This window comes from Serratia sp. 2C06 (assembly GCF_050037615.1).
Lineage (GTDB): Bacteria > Pseudomonadota > Gammaproteobacteria > Enterobacterales > Enterobacteriaceae > Serratia > Serratia ureilytica.
This window is the reverse complement of record NZ_CP188299.1, coordinates 994,706-1,010,160: the sequence shown is the minus strand read 5'-3', so window position 1 is coordinate 1,010,160 and position 15,455 is coordinate 994,706. Positions and strand designations below refer to the sequence as shown.

The 15,455-nt window shown below is 59.8% G+C and carries 19 protein-coding genes; 10 read left to right on the top strand and 9 right to left on the bottom strand.

What is annotated here, in order from left to right; all coding sequences use genetic code 11:
• The first annotated feature begins 157 nt into the window (after positions 1–157).
• The 5 genes from ACP3TA_RS05250 to cysE all read left to right on the top strand — a co-directional run bounded on the left by ACP3TA_RS05250 (position 158) and on the right by cysE (position 3,344).
• Positions 158–592 carry a rhodanese-like domain-containing protein gene (locus ACP3TA_RS05250; RefSeq protein ID WP_033645201.1) on the top strand — a complete coding sequence of 145 codons (435 nt, stop codon included), beginning with the start codon at positions 158–160 and terminating at the stop codon, positions 590–592.
• Between the two features lie 28 nt (positions 593–620).
• Positions 621–869 (top strand): glutaredoxin 3, encoded by a 249-nt coding sequence (grxC, locus tag ACP3TA_RS05245; RefSeq protein WP_004931142.1) that lies wholly within the window; start codon positions 621–623, stop codon positions 867–869.
• A 57-nt stretch (positions 870–926) separates the two neighbouring features.
• The gene (gene secB, locus ACP3TA_RS05240; protein WP_004931139.1) at positions 927–1,397 is read left to right on the top strand and encodes a protein-export chaperone SecB; all 471 of its coding nucleotides are present in this window, start codon (positions 927–929) and stop codon (positions 1,395–1,397) included.
• Positions 1,397–2,416, top strand: a complete 1,020-nt coding sequence (gene gpsA, locus ACP3TA_RS05235; protein WP_033645202.1) for an NAD(P)H-dependent glycerol-3-phosphate dehydrogenase — start codon at positions 1,397–1,399, stop codon at positions 2,414–2,416. The genes secB and gpsA overlap by 1 nt, the downstream gene beginning before the upstream one ends.
• A gap of 106 nt (positions 2,417–2,522) precedes the next feature.
• Complete coding sequence (gene cysE / locus ACP3TA_RS05230; protein ID WP_025304676.1) at positions 2,523–3,344, top strand: serine O-acetyltransferase; 822 nt, start codon at positions 2,523–2,525, stop codon at positions 3,342–3,344.
• A 61-nt stretch (positions 3,345–3,405) separates the two neighbouring features.
• Here the strand turns inward: cysE and ACP3TA_RS05225 are convergent, their stop codons facing one another.
• From ACP3TA_RS05225 to cpxR, 5 genes are all read right to left on the bottom strand, one after another.
• Entirely contained in the window at positions 3,406–4,077 is a 672-nt protein-coding gene (locus tag ACP3TA_RS05225; protein ID WP_033645203.1) for a DUF3313 domain-containing protein, read from the bottom strand.
• 104 nt (positions 4,078–4,181) lie between these two features.
• Positions 4,182–4,955 carry a CHAD domain-containing protein gene (locus ACP3TA_RS05220; RefSeq protein WP_103101909.1) on the bottom strand — a complete coding sequence of 258 codons (774 nt, stop codon included), beginning with the start codon at positions 4,953–4,955 and terminating at the stop codon, positions 4,182–4,184.
• Between the two features lie 61 nt (positions 4,956–5,016).
• Entirely contained in the window at positions 5,017–5,490 is a 474-nt protein-coding gene (trmL, locus tag ACP3TA_RS05215; protein WP_129993677.1) for a tRNA (uridine(34)/cytosine(34)/5-carboxymethylaminomethyluridine(34)-2'-O)-methyltransferase TrmL, read from the bottom strand.
• A gap of 43 nt (positions 5,491–5,533) precedes the next feature.
• On the bottom strand, positions 5,534–6,928 hold the full coding sequence (cpxA, locus tag ACP3TA_RS05210) for an envelope stress sensor histidine kinase CpxA (RefSeq protein ID WP_015379421.1): 1,395 nt from the start codon (positions 6,926–6,928) through the stop codon (positions 5,534–5,536).
• A complete protein-coding gene (cpxR, locus tag ACP3TA_RS05205; RefSeq protein ID WP_129993678.1) occupies positions 6,925–7,623 on the bottom strand; it encodes an envelope stress response regulator transcription factor CpxR in 699 nt (232 codons plus the stop codon). Before cpxR ends, cpxA begins: the two co-directional genes overlap by 4 nt.
• 148 nt (positions 7,624–7,771) lie before the next feature.
• Between cpxR and cpxP the strand changes: the two genes are divergently transcribed.
• The 4 genes from cpxP to ACP3TA_RS05185 all read left to right on the top strand — a co-directional run bounded on the left by cpxP (position 7,772) and on the right by ACP3TA_RS05185 (position 11,652).
• Entirely contained in the window at positions 7,772–8,251 is a 480-nt protein-coding gene (gene cpxP / locus ACP3TA_RS05200; protein ID WP_004931122.1) for a cell-envelope stress modulator CpxP, read from the top strand.
• A gap of 131 nt (positions 8,252–8,382) precedes the next feature.
• Entirely contained in the window at positions 8,383–9,285 is a 903-nt protein-coding gene (gene fieF, locus ACP3TA_RS05195; protein ID WP_033631333.1) for a CDF family cation-efflux transporter FieF, read from the top strand.
• Positions 9,286–9,516: 231 nt separating this feature from the next.
• Positions 9,517–10,479: a 6-phosphofructokinase gene (gene pfkA / locus ACP3TA_RS05190; RefSeq protein ID WP_004931116.1), complete on the top strand. Its 963-nt coding sequence runs from the start codon at positions 9,517–9,519 to the stop codon at positions 10,477–10,479.
• A gap of 183 nt (positions 10,480–10,662) precedes the next feature.
• On the top strand, positions 10,663–11,652 hold the full coding sequence (locus ACP3TA_RS05185) for a sulfate ABC transporter substrate-binding protein (protein WP_033645235.1): 990 nt from the start codon (positions 10,663–10,665) through the stop codon (positions 11,650–11,652).
• Positions 11,653–11,717: 65 nt separating this feature from the next.
• Here ACP3TA_RS05185 and tpiA read toward each other — a convergent pair whose 3' ends face one another.
• On the bottom strand, positions 11,718–12,485 hold the full coding sequence (gene tpiA, locus ACP3TA_RS05180; protein ID WP_033652212.1) for a triose-phosphate isomerase: 768 nt from the start codon (positions 12,483–12,485) through the stop codon (positions 11,718–11,720).
• A gap of 127 nt (positions 12,486–12,612) precedes the next feature.
• A complete protein-coding gene (locus tag ACP3TA_RS05175; protein WP_033645207.1) occupies positions 12,613–13,197 on the bottom strand; it encodes a DUF1454 family protein in 585 nt (194 codons plus the stop codon).
• A 199-nt stretch (positions 13,198–13,396) separates the two neighbouring features.
• On the opposite strand from ACP3TA_RS05175, the gene ACP3TA_RS05170 reads away from it, so the two are divergent.
• Complete coding sequence (locus ACP3TA_RS05170; RefSeq protein ID WP_016929710.1) at positions 13,397–13,816, top strand: DUF805 domain-containing protein; 420 nt, start codon at positions 13,397–13,399, stop codon at positions 13,814–13,816.
• An 11-nt stretch (positions 13,817–13,827) separates the two neighbouring features.
• On the opposite strand, the gene fpr is transcribed toward ACP3TA_RS05170, so the two are convergent.
• Together fpr and ACP3TA_RS05160 are read right to left on the bottom strand one after the other, a co-directional pair.
• Complete coding sequence (gene fpr / locus ACP3TA_RS05165) at positions 13,828–14,574, bottom strand: ferredoxin--NADP(+) reductase (protein ID WP_096242679.1); 747 nt, start codon at positions 14,572–14,574, stop codon at positions 13,828–13,830.
• A 3-nt stretch (positions 14,575–14,577) separates the two neighbouring features.
• Complete coding sequence (locus tag ACP3TA_RS05160) at positions 14,578–15,189, bottom strand: helix-turn-helix transcriptional regulator (protein WP_033631328.1); 612 nt, start codon at positions 15,187–15,189, stop codon at positions 14,578–14,580.
• Between the last annotated feature and the right edge of the window lie 266 nt (positions 15,190–15,455).

The window sequence follows — 15,455 nt, the reverse complement described above, 5'->3', positions numbered from 1 at the left end:
TCGCGCGGGCTTTTATGCTCTGACCTCGGGAATTTCTCAGCGCAGCCCGCAGTTTCTACAATCGCGCTTGCTTATTGGCTGTATTTGCCGCACTCGGCAGGTATACTCTGGAACCTTGACTTATTTATCCCTTAACTGACGGGAGTTGTTACACCCCATGCTGCAAGAAATTATGCCATTCGTAAGCAGACACCCTATTCTGAGCCTGGCTTGGATCGCTCTGCTGGTCGCCGTGATCGTCATGACCTTCAAAAGCCGTTTCTCCAAGGTCAAAGAGATCGCTCGCGGTGAAGCTATCCGCCTGATCAACAAAGAAGATGCCGTGGTGGTCGACACCCGCAGCCGCGACGATTTTCGCCGTGGTCACCTGGCCAGCGCCATCAACCTGACCGCCAGCGAAATCAAAAGCGGCAGCCTGGGCGAGCTGGAAAAACACAAAGCGCAGCCGATCATCGTCGTGTGCGCCAACGGCACCGCCTCCCGCGAGCCCGCGGAGAACCTGAGCAAGGCCGGTTTTGAAAAGGTGACGATGCTGAAAGACGGCATCGCCGGCTGGAGCGGAGAAAACCTGCCGCTGGTGCGCGGCAAGTAACCGTTAAACCTATTTGAGGTGGCAATCCATGGCTAACATTGATATCTACACCAAAGCGACTTGCCCGTTCTGCCATCGCGCCAAGGCGCTGTTGAACAGCAAGGGCGCGGCGTTTAACGAGATCGCCATCGACGGCGATAACGCCAAGCGCGAAGTGATGATCGAGCGCAGCGGGCGCACCACCGTGCCGCAGATTTTCATCGACGGCCGGCATATCGGCGGCTGTGATGATTTATATGAACTCGATGCTCGCGGCGGCCTGGATCCGCTGCTTTAAGCAGCTTGCCGGTTCACCGAGTGTCAATAAGGACGTTTAACCAAGGGTATTACTCACATGTCAGAACAAAACAGCACTGAAATGGCTTTCCAGATCCAACGTATTTATACCAAGGACATCTCCTTCGAAGCGCCGAACGCGCCGCAGGTTTTCCAGCAGGAATGGCAGCCGGAAGTTAAACTTGATCTGGATACCGCGTCCAGCCAACTGGCTGACGAAGTGTATGAAGTGGTACTGCGCGTAACCGTGACGGCGACCCTGGGCGAAGAGACGGCGTTCCTGTGCGAAGTGCAACAGGCGGGCATCTTCTCGGTAGCAGGCATCGAAGGCACGCAGCTGGCGCATTGCCTGGGCGCATACTGCCCGAACATCCTGTTCCCGTATGCGCGCGAGTGCATCACCAGCCTGGTTTCCCGCGGCACATTCCCGCAGCTGAACCTGGCACCGGTCAACTTTGACGCGCTGTTCATGAACTATCTGCAGCAGCAGGCGGAAGGCGAAGGTGCCGCACCACATCAGGATGCCTGATGAACACCGTCAATGCTTCAATGACTGTCATCGGTGCCGGCTCGTACGGCACCGCATTGGCCATCACGCTGGCGCGTAACGGCCACACCGTGGTGTTGTGGGGGCATAACCCCGCGCAAATTCAAACGTTGCAGCGCGATCGCTGCAATCAGGCATTTCTGCCCGACGTTCCTTTCCCCGATACCCTGCTGCTTGAAGCCGATTTGGCGCGTGCGCTGGCTGCCAGCCGCGACGTGCTGGTGGTGGTGCCGAGCCATGTGTTCGGCGACGTGTTGCGCCAGCTGAAGCCGCATCTGCGCCCGGACGCCCGCATCGTGTGGGCCACCAAGGGATTGGAAGCGGAAACCGGTCGGTTGCTGCAGGACGTGGCGCGTGAGGCGTTGGGCGAGGCGATCCCGCTGGCGGTGCTCTCCGGGCCGACGTTCGCCAAAGAGCTGGCCGCCGGCCTGCCGACGGCGATTGCGCTGGCGGCGACCGATGCGCAGTTCGCCGACGATCTGCAACAGCTGCTGCACTGCGGCAAGAGCTTCCGCGTCTACAGCAATCCCGACTTCATCGGCGTTCAGCTTGGCGGCGCGGTGAAGAACGTGATCGCCATCGGCGCCGGCATGTCCGACGGCATCGGTTTCGGCGCCAACGCCCGCACCGCGTTGATTACGCGTGGGCTGGCGGAAATGAGCCGTCTGGGTTCTGCGCTGGGCGCCGATCCTTCGACGTTCATGGGCATGGCGGGGCTGGGGGATCTGGTGCTAACCTGCACGGACAACCAGTCGCGCAACCGCCGCTTCGGCATTATGCTGGGGCAGGGCAAAGGCGTGCAGGAAGCGCAGGACAGCATCGGTCAGGTGGTCGAGGGCTATCGCAATACCAAAGAGGTGTTGGCGTTGGCGCAGCGGCACGGCGTGGAAATGCCGATCACCGAACAGATCTATCAGGTGCTTTACTGCCACAAGGACGCCCGCGAAGCGGCGCTGAGCCTGCTGGGGCGAGCCCGAAAGGACGAAAAACCCAGCGCGTGACATAAAACGATATGTCGGGGCAGCGGAATGCTGACCCCGCAAATGACCTGGGCCGCTCCGCGCCACCGTGTGAAGCGGCCCGTTTGGCAAGGTAAAGGGGTATGTGATGTCGTCAGAAGAGTTGGAGCAGGTCTGGAACAGCATTAAATCAGAAGCGCGAGCACTGGCTGATTGTGAACCGATGCTGGCCAGCTTTTTCCATGCGACGTTGCTCAAGCATGAGAACCTGGGCAGCGCGCTCAGCTATATGTTGGCCAACAAGCTGGCGACGCCGATCATGCCCGCCATCGCGGTGCGCGAGGTGGTGGAAGAGGCCTACAAGTCCGACAATCAGATGATCGTTTCGGCGGCGCGCGATATTCTCGCGGTGCGGCTGCGCGACCCGGCGGTCGATAAATACTCCACGCCGCTGCTTTACCTGAAAGGGTTCCACGCGCTGCAGGCTTACCGCATCGGCCACTGGCTGTGGCAGCAAGGGCGGCAAGCGCTGGCGATCTACCTGCAAAATCAAATTTCCGTCGCCTTCGGCGTAGACATCCACCCGGCGGCGACCATCGGCTGCGGCATCATGCTCGACCACGCCACCGGCATCGTGATTGGTGAAACGGCGGTGGTGGAAAACAACGTCTCTATTCTGCAGTCGGTCACCCTGGGCGGTACCGGGAAAACCAGCGGTGACCGTCACCCGAAAATTCGCGAAGGGGTGATGATTGGCGCCGGCGCCAAAATTCTCGGCAATATCGAAGTGGGCAAGGGCGCCAAGATCGGCGCGGGCTCGGTGGTCTTGCAGGCGGTGCCGCCGCACACCACCGCCGCCGGCGTACCGGCGCGCATCGTCGGGCGCCCGGAGAGCGATACGCCGTCGATGGATATGGATCAATACTTCAACGGCACCAACCACGGATTCGAGTACGGCGACGGCATCTAAGCCGTGCCTGCGGGTCCATTCAGGGGGAGCTTCGGCTCCCCCTGTGTTTTTCAAGCGGCGGTCAGCCCTGTTTCGGGAACTGGGTGATATCGGTAACGATATCGTCGATCGCCGCCTTGACGTCATCCGCCGTGACCGGCGTGCTGTCGTTGTTGACGGTTTTACCGTAGGCCTTGCGCACCACTTCCATCACCGTTTTACCGGTATCCTGGTCGATCAACTCGCCTTCGATATACAGCGCGGTATTTTGCGTCCGGTGCCCGGTAGCCGCCATGGTGCTGGCAACCACCGCAGCGACCGGCACCACCTCATAGAACTTCATGTCTTCGTTTTCGGCCGAAACGGCGGTGATGGCGAGTTTGGCCACCAGCACGCGCGAGCCCGCCGGGCTTGGCAGAATGGTAAAGCGGTTCTGCAGCGCGGTTTTGATCCGCTGGGTCGCGTAGGCCTTAATCTTGTTCAACGTGTCCTGGCTGACGCGCGCCGTGGGTTTCTCCGCCGGGAAATAGACCACCGGTTGGAAATAGATGCCGCGATAGTTGGATTCCTTGTAGCTCGGATCTACCCAGCGCAGCGTTTTATGACCGCTTGGCGAGGTGGTTTCCTGCAGTTTGCTGTAATCGGACAAGAAGCCCGAATATTGCGACGTTTGGGTGACTTTGGACGAACAGCCCGCCAGCAACAGGCCCGCTGCCAGAACGGCCATGGCAACGCTCAAGCGTTGTTTTTTCATGTGGTTTCCTATGATGAGTGGTGATTACCCTTACAAAACATAGCGCATTATCTGCGGCGTAGCGGGCATTTTCGGGGCCGGGCGTGCCCTGTCGCGGCCTTTTTTCAGGATCGTGATGCGCCGCCGGTTTTTGTCGCCAGCGTCGGTGATAAGGCGGCGAGTGAGGCATCCGCTCTGGCCAGCGTCAGGCGTAGCTCAGCTTGCCACTGTGGCAACAATGGCCAGAGATCCGCCTGATGTTCGGCTTGCAGGCACCAAACCTCCCGGTCGTGCCAATCACCGAGGGCATTTTGCGCCGCTTTCAGGCTCGCCATCGCGGCGGGAGAAAGGGGAAGGCGTTGCGGGTAGGCTTCGGCCGCGTAACGCAGGCGTTTAACCAGCAGCCGCAGACGGTGGCGATCGTAGCCGGTATCAGCCAATGCCCGGCGCAATTGCCGCTGCTGGCGCTGCAGGCGTCGGTTCACACGGTGTTTGGCGGCGCGTTGCGCGGTGCGGCGAAAGCGGTGCGGCCAGGCGTGCAATAGCGAAGGGAAGCTGATGAGCTGCGGGTTGGCGAGCAGTTGGCGGCAGCGGGCCTGAAAATCGCTCTGGCGCACGTTGGCCTGCCAATCCAGATGATGGTGCGCCAGTTCAGCGATCAGCACCTCGAGATCGCGCAGCGGCGTCGTGAGCCTGCCCAACTGGGCGGCGGCCCGATCGAGCCGCGTTGCGCCGGGGCAACCGTGCAACGGGCGCAGCAGGCTGCGGATACGGCGCAGACTGACGCGCAAATCGTGCAGCGCTTCGCTGTCCGGCGCCTGTTGCAGCCGCTGTAGCGCCTCGTTCAGCGCCGACTCGAGCCGGCGAAGCGGGGTGACAATATCCTCGACGAAAGCCATGTGCCGTTCCTGGAGAGAGCATCGCAACGATGCCTCCTTCAGTATGGCGCGTCGTTGTGGATTACGCCTTGATCAGCGCGCCGGCATAGTCCAACTGCCGCCAGGCTTCATAAACCACCACCGCGACGGCATTCGACAGGTTCATGCTGCGGCTTTGCGCCTGCATCGGGATGCGGATTTTTTGCTGCGCGGGCAGCGCATCGAGGATGTCGGCGGGCAACCCGCGCGTTTCCGGGCCGAACAGCAGGTAGTCGCCGGCCTGAAAGCTGACGGCGCTGTGCGCCGGCGTGCCTTTGGTCGTGAGAGCAAACAGCCGTTGCGGATCCTCGGCGGCGAGAAAAGCGGCGTAGTCGGCATGACGGTGGACGCGGGTGAACTCATGGTAATCCAGCCCGGCGCGGCGCAGACGCTTGTCGTCCCACGGAAAACCCAGCGGTTCGATCAGATGCAGATTAAAGCCGGTATTGGCGCACAGGCGGATGATATTGCCGGTATTGGGTGGAATTTCGGGTTCAAATAAAACGATGTTCAGCATGTTGCAGGCCCCTCGTGAACGAGGGGCGCAGGATAGCAAACTCTTACTGTTCTGTCTTAGACGATAGGCGTTGATGATGCAGCGGCAGCCACAGCACCAGCCGCAGACCGCCAAGCGGGCTGTCTTCGGCCTTCACCCAGCCGCGATGCTGATTGACCGCCGCCTCGACGATCGCCAGGCCAAGGCCGGTGCCGCCGGACTCACGGTCGCGCGCCTCATCGGTGCGGTAGAACGGGCGGAAAATCTGCTCGCGATCTTCGGCGCTGACGCCGGGGCCGTCGTCGTCAACCTGGATGGTCACGCCCTGATTGTCGGCGCTGAACGCCACGGCGATGCGGGTGTGCGAATAACGCAGGGCGTTGCGCACGATGTTTTCCAACGCGCTGTCCAGCGCGCTCGCGTTGCCGAACAGCGTCCACGGGCCGGGCGGCGCAGCGATCTCCAACTGCTTGCCCATCTGTTCCGCTTCGAAACGGGCGTTGTCCAGCACGTCGGCCCACAGTTCGTTGGCCTTCAACTGCTCGCGCGCCAGCTCGCCCTTCTGCTGCCCGCGCGACAGTGCCAGCAGATCGTTGATCATCGAATCCAGCCGCTGCGCTTCGGTTTCGATGCGCGCCAGTTCATGGCCTTCGCCGTGGCGGCGGCGCATCAGCGCGGTGGCCAGCTGCAGGCGAGTCAGCGGCGTGCGCAGCTCGTGCGAGATGTCCGAGATCAGCCGCTGCTGCGCGTTCATCATGCGCTCCAGCGCGCTGACCATTTGGTTGAAGCTGGCGCCGGTGGCCAAGAACTCCTGCGGACCGGCCTCCAGCTCCGGATGCTGCTTCAGGTTGCCGCGCGCCACGTCATCGGCGGCGTTCTTCAGCTTGCGCGCCGGCTTCGCCAGGCTCCAGGCCAGCCACAGCAGCAGCGGGGCGCTGATCAGCATGGTGACGATCAGCAGCAGCAGCGGCCGGTCGAACATCAGGTTGATGAAATCGGATTGCGGGCTGTTGGCGGGACGGATCAGGTACAACTGGTAGTTGTCTTCGCCGTCGCGTACCGCGAACGGCCCGACCAGCTCGACGCGGCCGTATTTTTTCTTCTTCGGATGATCCGAGTTATCGGATTGGCCGATGAAGTTGCGGACGATCTGCATTTCGTTGCGCTGCGCGCCGATCACCCGGCCTTCGCTGGTGACCAGCAGCAGGCGTTGGCCCGGCGGCGCCCATTTGTCGATGGCGCGGAACAGGCGGCGCCACCACATCAGATCGTTGGCCGGATCGTTTTGCAGCTCGGCCTCGACGTGCTGTTCCAGCATCAACCCCTGCCGCTGCTCGCTGTCGAGCAGCGAGGTCATTTGGCGGGAGTCGAGCTTGGGCACCATCAGCACCAGCATTAGCACCAGGGCTAACGTAAACCAGAAAATGGCGAAGATGCGTGCCGTCAAACTGTTGATCATGTTGCAGATACCATCAAATAACCACGTCCGCGCAGGGTTTTGAACCACGGGTGCCCGTCTCTGCGATCCGGCAGCTTACGCCGCAGGTTGGAGATGTGCATGTCGATGGCGCGATCGAACGGAGTCAGGCGTTTGCCCAGCACTTCCTGGCTCAGCAGTTCGCGCGACACCACCTGGCCGAGATGCTGCGCCAGCAGATACAGCAGGGTGAACTCGGTGCCGGTCAGATCCAGCACCTGGCCGTCGAAGCTGGCCTCCTGGCGGCCGGGGTTCAGCTGCAGGCCATCGACATCCAGCGTCGGGGCGCCGCTGTCGACGTGTTGCTGCTGTTCGCTCCAGTTGGAACGGCGCAGAATGGCGCGAATGCGCGCGACCAGCTCGCGATCGTTGAAGGGTTTCGGCAGGTAATCATCGGCGCCCAGCTCCAGGCCCAGCACGCGGTCCAGCTCGCTGCCGCGCGCGGTCAGCATGATGACCGGCGTCTGGTGATGTTGGCGCAGTTCTTTCAGCGTATCGATGCCGTTTTTCTTCGGCATCATGATGTCGAGCAGCAGCAGATCGACGGAGCTGTCCAGCAGCGACAACGCCTGCTCGCCATCGTGCGCGACGACGATATTAAAACCTTCCATTTCAAGCAGTTCTTTTAACAGCGAGGTCAACTCGCGGTCGTCGTCAACTAACAGAATCTTGTTCATTATGATTTACCTCCAGACGCAAAATACGTCATCAACTGTTGCCATTCCATGACTTTACGTAGTTTTACATGCACTGACGCAGGTTTTCAGGTGTGGCGGTACACTGCTCCTCGTTGATTCGCAAAGTGAGAAAGCTTGAGGAGTTGAAATGCGTAAGGTGACCGCATTAGTTATGGCATCACTGCTGGCAATTGGTTCGACCGCTGCCTTCGCTGCCGACACTATACCGGACACAGCCCAACCTCCCGGCAACGACGCGATGACCCGAATACCCGGCCAGCACCATATGTTCGACGGTGTCAGCCTCAGCGAACAGCAGCGCCAGCAAATGCGCGATTTGATGCGCCAGGCCCGGCACGATCTGCCTGGTGTCAATGTAGCTGAAATGGAAGCCATGCATAAACTGGTGACCGCAGAGAAATTTGACGAAGCCGCCGTGTACGCCCAGGCGGAAAAGATGGCCCAACAGCAGGTCAAGCGCCAGGTCGAAATGGCCCGGGTGCGCAACCAAATGTATAACCTGCTGACGCCAGAGCAAAAAAGTGTTTTAGACCAGAAACATCAGCAGCGCATGCAGCAGATGGAGCAACAAATTTCTGGTTTGCAGCAAGCTTCTGCCCAGAAGTGAAGTACGACTGAGTAGTCCCCTGTTTTTCCTTGCCATAGACACCATCCCTGTCTTCCCCGCCATGATGGCGGGGTTTTTTTTATCCGACATTTCGCTATATTGAGCGCCACACCTTTTGGCCGGGGCCCCTTATGGAACAGCGCTATGCACGCCTGGTAAAGTCCGCCGCGTTGGCCGCAACCGCGCTGGCGTCGTCGCTGCTGTTGATCAAAATCGTCGCCTGGTACCACACCGGTTCGGTCAGCCTGTTGGCGGCGCTGGTGGATTCGTTGGTCGATATCGCCGCCTCGCTGACCAACCTTCTGGTGGTGCGCTATTCGCTACAGCCGGCCGATGCCGAGCACACCTTCGGCCACGGTAAAGCGGAATCGCTGGCGGCGCTGGCGCAGAGCATGTTTATTTCCGGCTCCGCCCTGTTTTTGTTCCTCACCGGCTTCCAGCACCTGTATGCGCCGCAAACGCTGCGCGATCCCGGCGTCGGGGTCGTGGTGACAGTGATCGCGTTGGTCAGCACGCTGATTCTGGTCACCTATCAACGCTGGGTGGTCAGAAAAACGCGCAGTCAGGCCGTACGCGCAGATATGCTGCATTATCAGTCAGATGTCATGATGAATGGTGCTATTCTTATCGCTCTTGGGCTAAGCTGGTACGGCTTCCAACGGGCGGATGCGTTGTTCGCGCTGGGCATCGGCGTTTACATCCTCTATAGCGCGTTGCGCATGGGCTATGAAGCGGTGCAGTCGCTGTTGGATCGGGCGTTGCCGGATGACGAGCGCCAGGCGATTATCGCCGTGGTTTCCTCCTGGCCCGGCGTGAAAGGCGCACACGATCTGCGCACGCGTCAGTCGGGGCCGACGCGTTTCATCCAGCTGCATCTGGAGATGGAGGACACGCTGCCGCTGCGCGAGGCGCACCGGTTGGCCGATCAGGTGGAACAAGCCCTGCGGCAACGTTTTGCAGGGGCGGACGTCATCATTCACCTGGATCCGTGCTCCGTGGTGCCGCCGGGTAGGCAGGGGCATTGGGAGCTATAATCATATAGAGGCATAGCGCAACGTATTATCATGAATATCTGAGTTAGCTCAGCGTGCCATGCGGTGTTTTAACCGTTATATTGCGTGACTTGAATCAATTCAGCTGGGTGTTTTTGATATAATATCCAGCAATAAGCCGTAAAGCTGGTTTTCTGCAGCCGGAGAGGTTTCAAGACGATCGGCGGAGACAGAATTCTTAAGAAATTGCATCTACACAGTTCAGAGGTAGTCATGATCAAGAAAATCGGTGTACTGACGAGCGGCGGTGATTCGCCGGGTATGAACGCTGCAATCCGCGGCGTTGTGCGTTCTGCGCTTTCAGAAGGTCTGGAAGTTTTTGGTATTTACGATGGCTACCTTGGCTTGTACGAAGATCGCATGGAGCAGCTGGACCGCTATAGCGTGTCCGACATGATCAATCGCGGCGGCACCTTCCTCGGCTCTGCCCGCTTCCCGGAATTCAGGGATGAAAACGTGCGCGCCAAGGCGATTGAAAACCTGAAGAATCGCGGTATCGACGCGCTGGTGGTGATCGGCGGCGACGGTTCCTACATGGGCGCCAAACGCCTGACGGAAGAAGGCTTCCCGTGCATCGGCCTGCCAGGCACCATCGATAACGATGTCGCCGGTACCGACTACACCATCGGTTACTTCACCGCGCTGGAAACCGTGGTGGAAGCGATCGACCGCCTGCGCGATACCTCCTCGTCGCACCAGCGCATCTCTATCGTGGAAGTGATGGGCCGTTACTGCGGCGATCTGACGCTGGCGGCGGCGATTGCCGGCGGCTGCGAATTCATCGTGCTGCCTGAAATCGAATTTAATCGCGAAGATCTGGTGTGCGAAATCAAGGCCGGTATCGCCAAGGGCAAAAAGCACGCCATCGTAGCGATCACCGAGCACATCTGCGACATCGATGAGTTGGCGCGCCACATCGAGCAGGAAACCAAGCGTGAAACCCGCGCTACCGTGCTGGGCCACATTCAACGCGGCGGTTCACCGGTCGCCTATGACCGCATCCTGGCCTCGCGCATGGGCGCCTACGCCATCGAACTGCTGCTGCAGGGTTACGGCGGCCGCTGCGTCGGTATCCAGAACGAAAAGATGGTGCATCACGACATCATCGACGCGATCGAAAACATGAAGCGTCCGTTCAAGGGCGACTGGCTGGAAACGGCGAAAAAGCTGTACTGATTCGCCGCTCACCGCGCGCCGAAAGCCTCCGCTTGCGGGGGCTTTTTTATGCTCGCCGGTGACATATTCCAGAATCATCTAGCCCAAAATTTTTTATTCTTTAATTGCCGGGAAAGTTTCTGGCAGGCTCTGATGCTAAATCAACCGATTGAGGTTGCGTTAATTTTCTGGGAGAGCCTGTCGATGCGTAAATGGGGTGTAGGTCTGACATTGGTGCTGTTGGCGTCCGGCGCCATGGCGAAGGATATTCAGTTGCTGAACGTGTCATACGATCCGACGCGTGAGTTCTATCAGGCTTACAACACGGCATTCAGCAAGCACTACCAGGCGGAAACCGGCGACAAGGTGACGGTGCGTCAGTCGCACGGCGGCTCCGGCAAACAGGCGACTTCGGTGATCAACGGCATCGAGGCCGACGTGGTGACGCTGGCGTTGGCCTATGACGTCGACGCCATCGCCGAACGCGGGCGCATTGAGAAAGACTGGATAAAACGCCTGCCGGACAACTCGGCGCCTTATACGTCGACCATCGTCTTCCTGGTGCGCAAAGGCAACCCGAAACAAATTCATGACTGGCCTGACTTGATCAAGCCGGGCGTGTCGGTGATCACCCCGAATCCGAAAACCTCCGGCGGCGCCCGCTGGAACTACCTCGCCGCCTGGGGCTACGCGTTGCATCACAACAACAACGATAAGGCCAAGGCGCAGGCGTTCGTCAAAGACCTGTACAAGAACGTAGAAGTGCTGGATTCCGGCGCGCGCGGCTCGACCAACACCTTCGTTGAGCGCGGCATCGGCGACGTGCTGATCGCCTGGGAAAACGAAGCGCTGCTGGCGGAGAAAGAGCTGGGCAAAGACAAGTTCGAGATAATCACCCCGAGCGAATCGATTCTGGCCGAACCGACAGTGTCGGTGGTGGATAAGGTGGTCGATAAACGCGGCACCCGCGACGTGGCGACCGCCTACCTGAAGTATCTGTATTCGCCGGAAGGGCAGACTATCGCGGCGCAGCACTATTATCGCCCGCGCGATGCGGCGGTGGCGGCCAAGTTCGCCGGCCAGTTCCCGCAGCTGAAGTTGTTCACCGTGGATGACACCTTCGGCGGTTGGACCGAAGCGCAGAAGGTGCATTTCGCCACCGGCGGCGTCTTCGACGAGATAAGCAAACGCTGATCCCGTTTGAGCGGCAATAAAAAACCCCGGCAAGCCGGGGTTTTTTTATGGCAAGCCTAAGACAATCAGGCTTTTTTCGCTGCGGCAGCGGCTTTGACGATCACGGCGAAAGCGTCGGCTTTCAGCGAGGCGCCGCCCACCAGCGCGCCGTCGATGTCCGGCTGGGAGAACAGCTCTGCGGCGTTCTTGTCGTTCACCGAACCGCCGTACTGGATGATGATTTCAGCGGCGACCGCGGCATCGTGTTTGGCGATGTGATCGCGGATAAATTTGTGCACGGCCTGCGCTTGCGCAGGGGTGGCGGATTTGCCGGTACCGATGGCCCAGACCGGCTCATAGGCGATCACGGTGCCTTTCATCGCCGGTGCGCCCAGCGTTTTCAGTACGGCGTCGATCTGGCGCGCACACACTTCTTCGGTTTTGCCCGCTGCGTTTTCCGCTTCGGTTTCACCGATGCACAGCACCGGGATCAGACCGGCTTCTTTCAGCACGGCGAATTTCTCGGCGATCACTTCGTCGCTTTCTTTGTGGTAGGTGCGACGCTCGGAGTGGCCGATGATGATGTACTGAGCACCGACGTCTTTCAGCATGTTGGCGGAAACTTCACCGGTGAAGGCGCCGGACAGGTTAACGTCCACGTTCTGCGCGCCCAGCGCGATGCGGCTGCCGGCCAGCGCGTGCTTGGCCTGATCCAGATACATCACCGGCGGGGCGATGGCGACGCCACAGCCGTCAACGCTGCTCAGCTCACTGCGCAGACCGGCGATCAGTTCGTTGACCATGTGGGTGCTGCCGTTAAGCTTCCAGTTACCCATAACTAATGGATGACGCATGTTTTTTCCTCCAACTAGGGAACGCGAGAGTCGAAATGACAACTGCCGGACCGGCAGTTTACCTGCCCAACAGTATAGAGATCATTAAGCGCGAAGGCTTTGCTTTTCGTCATTAAATGCCGCGCCGTTACGGCTCGGAAAGCGCCAGCTTAATCGGTTCAACCGCGAAGGTGACCCCTTTATCGCCGTTGTCCGAGACGACATAGCGAATGGCGCCGACCTGCTGTTGGTAAAAACGCGAGCCTTTGCCTTTTTCCAGCAGGCTGTTCACCTTGTTCTGACTCTGTTCCACCGTCAGCGCCGGTTCGAACTGACGCATCAGCGCCGCCATGTAGTTGATGGCGATGGCGCGCGCGGCTTTTTCTTCATTGGCCTGCTGCAGCGGCAGATGTGTGATCTGCAACGTTTTGATTTTACCGGTACCTTTCTCCAGTGCGGTGGAGGCGTACAGGTTTTCGTTGAGTTTACTGGCGGCGCGCGTCAGCAGCGGCGAATCGTCTTCGGCGGCGGGAATGGCGCGGAATTCGCCAATCGGCAGCTTCGGGTTATCGCGGTTGTACTTTTCGCGGAATTTAATCACCGTCAGGTCGAACGTCGGCGCGCCGGCCAGCAGGTAAGGCGCGGTCGGCTTCGCTTCGGCGGCGGGCGGTTCGGCCCAGGCGCTGGCGGCGGCCTGCAGCAGGCAGGCGATGGCGAGGGTTTTTCTCAGCATGGCGTATGGCATCAAGGACAAAGATGGCTCCGATTAAAGCGATAACCCGCAGGCCTTGTCAAAGATCCCACGCCATTATCGGTTCGCTGACGAGAAAGCTGTGCGGCGCGCCGCGTTATGCGAGGCGGAAAACTCGGCCCGGCAGCGCCTATGTTACACTGCGGCGCAGAATATGGGCAGGCTTAGAGCGCAGGAATCGATGACGTTACAACAGTGGTGTTTTTCTTTTAAGGGCCGCATCGGGCGGCGCGACTTCTGGATCTGGATGGGGCTGTGGCTGGTGCTGATGGCGGCGGCGTTTACGCTGGCCAACTATCAGCTGATCGCCATCCAATCCATCGCTTTCTTTATCGTGGCGCTGCTGTGGCCGACGGCGGCGGTGCTGGTCAAGCGCCTGCACGATCGCAACAAGGCCGGCTGGTGGGCGCTGCTGCTGATCCTGGCGTGGATGCTGGCGGCGGGGAACTGGCAGATGCTGGCGCCGATCTGGCAATGGGGCGTCGGGCGTTTCATTCCGACGCTGATTATCGTGATGATGATGATCGATTTGGGTGCCTTCGTCGGCACGCCGGGAGACAACCGGTTCGGCCCGGAAGCCGAACCGGTGAAGTTCCGCTGATCCCCGCCGGGTTACCAGTAGTGTTCGCTGGTGATATGGCCCGGCTTGCGGCGCAGGTGCTTGCGCATCTGGCGTTGGTCTTTCAGCGTTTGCTGCGTATCTCGCACCATTTGCGGGTTGCCGCACAGCATCACGTGGCTGGTTTCGGCGTCGATGGCTAAGCCGATCGCCGCTTCCAGTCGGCCGTCCTCGATCAGCGCCGGTACACGGCCGGTCAGTGAGCCGGGCGTCTCTTCACGGCTGACGACGGTCTGGATGCGCAGCTTGCCGTTGTAGCGTTGCTGCAGTTGCTGCATCAGCGGCAGGTAGCTCAGGTCGCGCGCAAAACGCGCGGCGTGCACCAGCACCAGGTTGTTAAAGCGCTCAAGGCCGGCGCCTTGCTGCAGAATCGATAAATAGGGGCCAATGGCGGTGCCGGTCGCCAGCATCCACAGCGTGTCGCAGTCGGGCACCTCGTCCAGCACGAAGAAGCCGGCGGCTTCTTTGGTCACCATCAGGTCCGATCCCGGCTGCAGCTGATTGAGGCGCGGGCTCAGTTTACCTTCCGGCACCGTGACCAGATAGAACTCCAGGTTGGCGTCATCGGGGGCATTGACGTAGGAGTAGGCGCGCTGCACCCGTTCACCGTCGATCTCCAGCGCCAGCTTGGCGAATTGCCCGGCGGTGAAAGGATCGATGGGGGCATTGACCACCAGGCTGAACAGCCCGTCGGTCCATTGTTTTACCTGCGTAACCTTGCCGTTTACCCATTCAGCCATACTCTAAAGCTCCCGTGGTCGAATCAAATAAGCACAATGTCGTGAGCCGGAAATGGCGTGCGCGGTGCGCTCTACCCGGTAGTCGTTGCCGAACAGGCGGTGAAACAGCTGCAGCTCGGAATTGCACAGGCTGCTGCAGTTGGAACCGGCCACGCCGATCGGACAGTGGTTTTCCACCAGCAGCGCACCGTGCGGATGATCGAGCAATTCGGCCATGTAACCGTCGTGTTGCCGCAGGCGAACCAGGCGGGTTAGCCGATCCTGATGGCTGCGCTCGGCGGACAGCTCTTCGGCATAGCGCAGATAAAGCTGCTCTTCGCGCGCGATGAGCAACGGTTCCACGCCGGCGCCGCCAAACAGCTGCAGCGCGGATTCCCGCAGTCGCTCCTGATCGTCGGCCGTGTAGGCGTGCCCCCGCTCGGTCAGCGACCAGTAGCGCGTCGGGCGGCCGACCTTGCTGCGCGCTTCTTCGTAACAAACCAGCTCACGTTTTTCCAGGGATTGCAGATGTTGTCGGATGCCCATCGGCGTGATGTCCAGACGCTCCGCCAGCATTTTGGCGGAGTGCGGGCCGAGAGCCTTTAACTGCAATAAAATCAGCTCAGGTGTTTTCATGAACCAAATCCCTATGGTGTTATTTTATTTCAAGTTGATGAAAATAATTATCGATTAAATGCTAAAGCGCAGCTACTGCAAACGCGCTAATTTTTACCCCCAAAGCGTTAGACGTACAGTTTAATTTACGAGCCTGGTCGGGTTTGCTGCCAGTGTGACCTGGATCAATATTTGTCTGAAACTCGCTAAAAAAATCAGATTTGATTAGCTTATGCCGCCATAGAGGGCTGCTCGCCGTTCTGGCTGCTGCAACGGCCATACCGGGA

Coding starts and splice junctions, on each gene's coding strand:
- fpr (WP_096242679.1), bottom strand. CDS start 14,574: ATGGCTGAATGGGTAAACGGCAAGGTTACGCAGGTAAAACAATGGACC.
- fieF (WP_033631333.1), top strand. CDS start 8,383: ATGGAACAGCGCTATGCACGCCTGGTAAAGTCCGCCGCGTTGGCCGCA.
- ACP3TA_RS05220 (WP_103101909.1), bottom strand. CDS start 4,955: ATGGCTTTCGTCGAGGATATTGTCACCCCGCTTCGCCGGCTCGAGTCG.
- trmL (WP_129993677.1), bottom strand. CDS start 5,490: ATGCTGAACATCGTTTTATTTGAACCCGAAATTCCACCCAATACCGGC.
- secB (WP_004931139.1), top strand. CDS start 927: ATGTCAGAACAAAACAGCACTGAAATGGCTTTCCAGATCCAACGTATT.
- tpiA (WP_033652212.1), bottom strand. CDS start 12,485: ATGCGTCATCCATTAGTTATGGGTAACTGGAAGCTTAACGGCAGCACC.
- cysE (WP_025304676.1), top strand. CDS start 2,523: ATGTCGTCAGAAGAGTTGGAGCAGGTCTGGAACAGCATTAAATCAGAA.
- ACP3TA_RS05225 (WP_033645203.1), bottom strand. CDS start 4,077: ATGAAAAAACAACGCTTGAGCGTTGCCATGGCCGTTCTGGCAGCGGGC.
- cpxP (WP_004931122.1), top strand. CDS start 7,772: ATGCGTAAGGTGACCGCATTAGTTATGGCATCACTGCTGGCAATTGGT.
- gpsA (WP_033645202.1), top strand. CDS start 1,397: ATGAACACCGTCAATGCTTCAATGACTGTCATCGGTGCCGGCTCGTAC.
- ACP3TA_RS05185 (WP_033645235.1), top strand. CDS start 10,663: ATGCGTAAATGGGGTGTAGGTCTGACATTGGTGCTGTTGGCGTCCGGC.
- cpxR (WP_129993678.1), bottom strand. CDS start 7,623: ATGAACAAGATTCTGTTAGTTGACGACGACCGCGAGTTGACCTCGCTG.
- pfkA (WP_004931116.1), top strand. CDS start 9,517: ATGATCAAGAAAATCGGTGTACTGACGAGCGGCGGTGATTCGCCGGGT.
- cpxA (WP_015379421.1), bottom strand. CDS start 6,928: ATGATCAACAGTTTGACGGCACGCATCTTCGCCATTTTCTGGTTTACG.
- ACP3TA_RS05160 (WP_033631328.1), bottom strand. CDS start 15,189: ATGAAAACACCTGAGCTGATTTTATTGCAGTTAAAGGCTCTCGGCCCG.
- ACP3TA_RS05250 (WP_033645201.1), top strand. CDS start 158: ATGCTGCAAGAAATTATGCCATTCGTAAGCAGACACCCTATTCTGAGC.
- grxC (WP_004931142.1), top strand. CDS start 621: ATGGCTAACATTGATATCTACACCAAAGCGACTTGCCCGTTCTGCCAT.
- ACP3TA_RS05170 (WP_016929710.1), top strand. CDS start 13,397: ATGACGTTACAACAGTGGTGTTTTTCTTTTAAGGGCCGCATCGGGCGG.
- ACP3TA_RS05175 (WP_033645207.1), bottom strand. CDS start 13,197: ATGCTGAGAAAAACCCTCGCCATCGCCTGCCTGCTGCAGGCCGCCGCC.